This window comes from uncultured Streptococcus sp., from assembly GCF_963521865.1.
In the GTDB taxonomy this organism is placed as follows: Bacteria; Bacillota; Bacilli; order Lactobacillales; family Streptococcaceae; genus Streptococcus.
Genome location: NZ_CAUQWY010000088.1, coordinates 1 through 2,901, shown reverse-complemented (window position 1 = coordinate 2,901; position 2,901 = coordinate 1). Strand labels below are relative to the sequence as shown.

The window sequence follows — 2,901 nt, the reverse complement described above, 5'->3', positions numbered from 1 at the left end:
AAGACCTTAAACTTGTAAGTCAGGTCTTCTTGGTATTCCTTGATGAGTTCTTTTTGCTGGTCGATGATTTGCAGGCTATTTTGGATAATATCCACATCGTCCTTGATAGCTTGAACGCGGTCAGTAGTGCTCAAGACTTCATCTGTGATGGCTTGGCGATTTTTTGTGATCAGGTAACTTCCGGCTGCAGCTCCTGCAAATAGCAGTAGGTTGGATAATTTCATGGCAACTCCTTAGGCGTTTTTGATAGTTTCAGCGACTTGAGCGAGTTTGTCAAAGTCTGGTTCGTGGGCGATAAAATCAATCTTGAGGTCATCGTCCGCACTGTAGCGAGGCACGAGGTGAACGTGGGTATGAAAGACTGTTTGTCCTGCGATTTCTTCACAATTGGCAATGATATTCATGCCAGCAGCCTTGGTAGCTTTCATAACTTTTTGAGCTACTTTTGGTACTTGGGCAAAGAGTTGGCTGGCGCTAGTAGCGTCCATTTCCAAAAGATTGCGATAGTGTTCTTTTGGCACGACCAAGGTGTGTCCTGGTGTCACTTGAGAGATATCAAGAAAGGCAAGAACCTGCTCATCTTCATATACTTTTGAAGCAGGAATTTCCCCTGCAATGATTTTACAAAAAATGCAATCTGACATAAAATCTACCTCTACTGTATTGAATTTTGATATAATATAGCTACATTATACCAGATTTGGAGAAAATATGTTAGAAATTAAAAACCTGACAGGTGGCTATGTCCATGTCCCTGTCTTGAAAGATGTGTCCTTTACTGTTGAAAGTGGGCAGTTGGTCGGTTTGATTGGTCTCAATGGTGCTGGTAAATCGACGACTATTAATGAGATTATCGGTCTCTTGACACCTTATAGCGGTTCTATCAATATCAATGGCCTGACCCTGCAAGGAGATGCAACTAGCTACCGCAAGCAAATTGGTTACATTCCCGAGACACCTAGCTTGTATGAGGAATTGACCCTCAGAGAGCATATCGAAACGGTTGCTATGGCTTATGGCATTGAGCAGAAAGTGGCTTTTGATCGAGTAGAACCTTTGTTAAAAATGTTCCGTCTGGACCAGAAATTAGATTGGTTCCCTGTTCATTTTTCAAAAGGGATGAAGCAGAAGGTCATGATTATCTGTGCTTTTGTGGTAGATCCAAGTCTTTTTATCGTGGATGAGCCTTTCCTTGGTCTTGATCCGCTGGCTATTGCGGACTTGATCCAACTTTTGGAAGTGGAAAAGCAAAAGGGCAAGTCCATTCTCATGAGTACCCACGTGCTGGATTCGGCGGAGAAGATGTGTGATGCCTTTGTCATTCTTCACAAAGGGGAAGTGCGTGCTAAGGGAAATCTCTTGCAACTGCGCGAAGCCTTTGACATGCCTGAGGCTAGTTTGAATGATATTTACTTGGCTCTGACCAAAGAGGGGGACCTATGAAAGACTTGTTTTTAAGGAGAAAGCAGGCTTTTCGTAAGGAGTGTGTCGGTTATCTGCGTTATGTTCTCAATGACCACTTTGTCTTATTCCTGCTTGTTCTGCTGGGCTTTCTAGCCTACCAGTACAGTCAACTCTTACAACATTTTCCTGAAAATCATTGGCCTATTCTTTTATTTGTAGGAATTACCTCTGTTTTACTTTTGCTTTGGGGAGGAATTGCCACCTATATGGAGGCTCCAGACAAGCTCTTTCTCTTAGTCGGAGAAGAGGAAATCAAACTCCATCTCAAGCGTCAAACTGGCATTTCCCTAGTCTTTTGGCTCTTTGTCCAGACCCTTTTCTTGCTGTTATTTGCACCCTTATTTTTAGCCATGGGTTATGGCTTGCCTGTTTTTCTGGTCTATGTGCTTTTATTGGGAGTAGGAAAATATTTCCTCTTTCGTCAAAAGGCCAGCAAATTTTTCACGGAAACTGGACTGGACTGGGATTATGTCATTGCCCAAGAAAGCAAGCGTAAGCAAGTCTTGCTTCGTTTCTTTGCCCTCTTTACGCAGGTCAAGGGGATTTCAAACAGCGTCAAGCGTCGTGCCTATCTGGACTTTATCCTAAAGGCTGTTCAGAAGGTGCCTGGGAAGATTTGGCAAAATCTCTATCTGCGTTCTTATCTGCGAAATGGAGACCTCTTTGCCCTCAGCCTTCGTCTGCTCTTGCTTTCCTTGCTGGCGCAGGTCTTTATCGAGCAAGCTTGGATTGCGACAGCAGTGGTGGTTCTCTTTAACTACCTCTTGCTCTTCCAGTTGCTGGCTCTCTATCATGCCTTTGACTACCAGTATTTGACCCAACTCTTTCCACTGGACAAGGGGCAAAAGGAAAAAGGCTTGCAGGCGGTAGTTCGAGGATTGACCAGTTTGGTCTTAGTAGTGGAATTAGTTGTTGGGTTGATTACCTTCCAAGAAAAACTAGCCCTTCTAGCCTTACTAGGAGCTGGTTTGGTTTTACTAGTCTTGTACTTACCTTATCAGGTAAAACGTCAGATGCAGGACTAACATTGCTTATTTGACACTAAAAAAGAAGTTGAGTTCAGTCTGTCTCAACTTCTTTTATTTTCTACAAGATAATGGTTGGTCCGTAGAGACTCAACTTGGTCTTGACTTGGTCAAAGTGGAAGCGGTCATAGGCTCGCCAAGCGGCGCGAGTAGGAGCATCTGGATTGAGGGCGCTGAGTCCCATGAGAAGACTGGAAGTCTGGTAAAATTTTTCCAGTTCAATCAAGACTCGATTATCCACTGTCTCAGCCTTGGCTAGAAAGCCAAGAATAGAGTTTAATTGCTCCTGAAAGCGGACGTCGTCAGCGGTTGCCTGTTTGCATGTTTGGTAGGCTTTGTTTAAGTCAATAATCAAAGTCTGAGCTCTTTTGATAGGGTCTGTATCTGTCATGAGAATTCCTCCTTTAATCTG

The 2,901-nt window shown here is 43.6% G+C and carries 5 protein-coding genes; 2 read left to right on the top strand and 3 right to left on the bottom strand.

The genetic code is table 11. The features are described from left to right. Together RWO85_RS10160 and RWO85_RS10155 are read right to left on the bottom strand one after the other, a co-directional pair. Positions 1 to 224, bottom strand: a 224-nt coding sequence (locus tag RWO85_RS10160) for a hypothetical protein (protein ID WP_314415730.1), incomplete at its 3' end; no start/stop codon positions are given. Positions 225 to 233: 9 nt separating this feature from the next. Then, positions 234 to 644, bottom strand: coding sequence for an HIT family protein (locus tag RWO85_RS10155; protein WP_001278317.1), 411 nt, complete (start codon positions 642 to 644; stop codon positions 234 to 236). A 67-nt stretch (positions 645 to 711) separates the two neighbouring features. On the opposite strand from RWO85_RS10155, the gene RWO85_RS10150 reads away from it, so the two are divergent. Together RWO85_RS10150 and RWO85_RS10145 are read left to right on the top strand one after the other, a co-directional pair. Beyond that, positions 712 to 1,443: an ABC transporter ATP-binding protein gene (locus tag RWO85_RS10150; RefSeq protein WP_314415727.1), complete on the top strand. Its 732-nt coding sequence runs from the start codon at positions 712 to 714 to the stop codon at positions 1,441 to 1,443. Further along, the gene (locus RWO85_RS10145) at positions 1,440 to 2,489 is read left to right on the top strand and encodes an ABC transporter permease (protein ID WP_314415724.1); all 1,050 of its coding nucleotides are present in this window, start codon (positions 1,440 to 1,442) and stop codon (positions 2,487 to 2,489) included. Before RWO85_RS10150 ends, RWO85_RS10145 begins: the two co-directional genes overlap by 4 nt. A gap of 61 nt (positions 2,490 to 2,550) precedes the next feature. Here the strand turns inward: RWO85_RS10145 and RWO85_RS10140 are convergent, their stop codons facing one another. Next, positions 2,551 to 2,880 (bottom strand): helicase BlpT, encoded by a 330-nt coding sequence (locus RWO85_RS10140; RefSeq protein ID WP_261275492.1) that lies wholly within the window; start codon positions 2,878 to 2,880, stop codon positions 2,551 to 2,553. Positions 2,881 to 2,901: the final 21 nt, after the last annotated feature.

What these genes read in the sequence shown, in the direction of transcription:
- RWO85_RS10145 (WP_314415724.1), top strand. Translation starts at nt 1,440, where the DNA reads ATGAAAGACTTGTTTTTAAGGAGAAAGCAGGCTTTTCGTAAGGAGTGT.
- RWO85_RS10140 (WP_261275492.1), bottom strand. Translation starts at nt 2,880, where the DNA reads ATGACAGATACAGACCCTATCAAAAGAGCTCAGACTTTGATTATTGAC.
- RWO85_RS10155 (WP_001278317.1), bottom strand. Translation starts at nt 644, where the DNA reads ATGTCAGATTGCATTTTTTGTAAAATCATTGCAGGGGAAATTCCTGCT.
- RWO85_RS10150 (WP_314415727.1), top strand. Translation starts at nt 712, where the DNA reads ATGTTAGAAATTAAAAACCTGACAGGTGGCTATGTCCATGTCCCTGTC.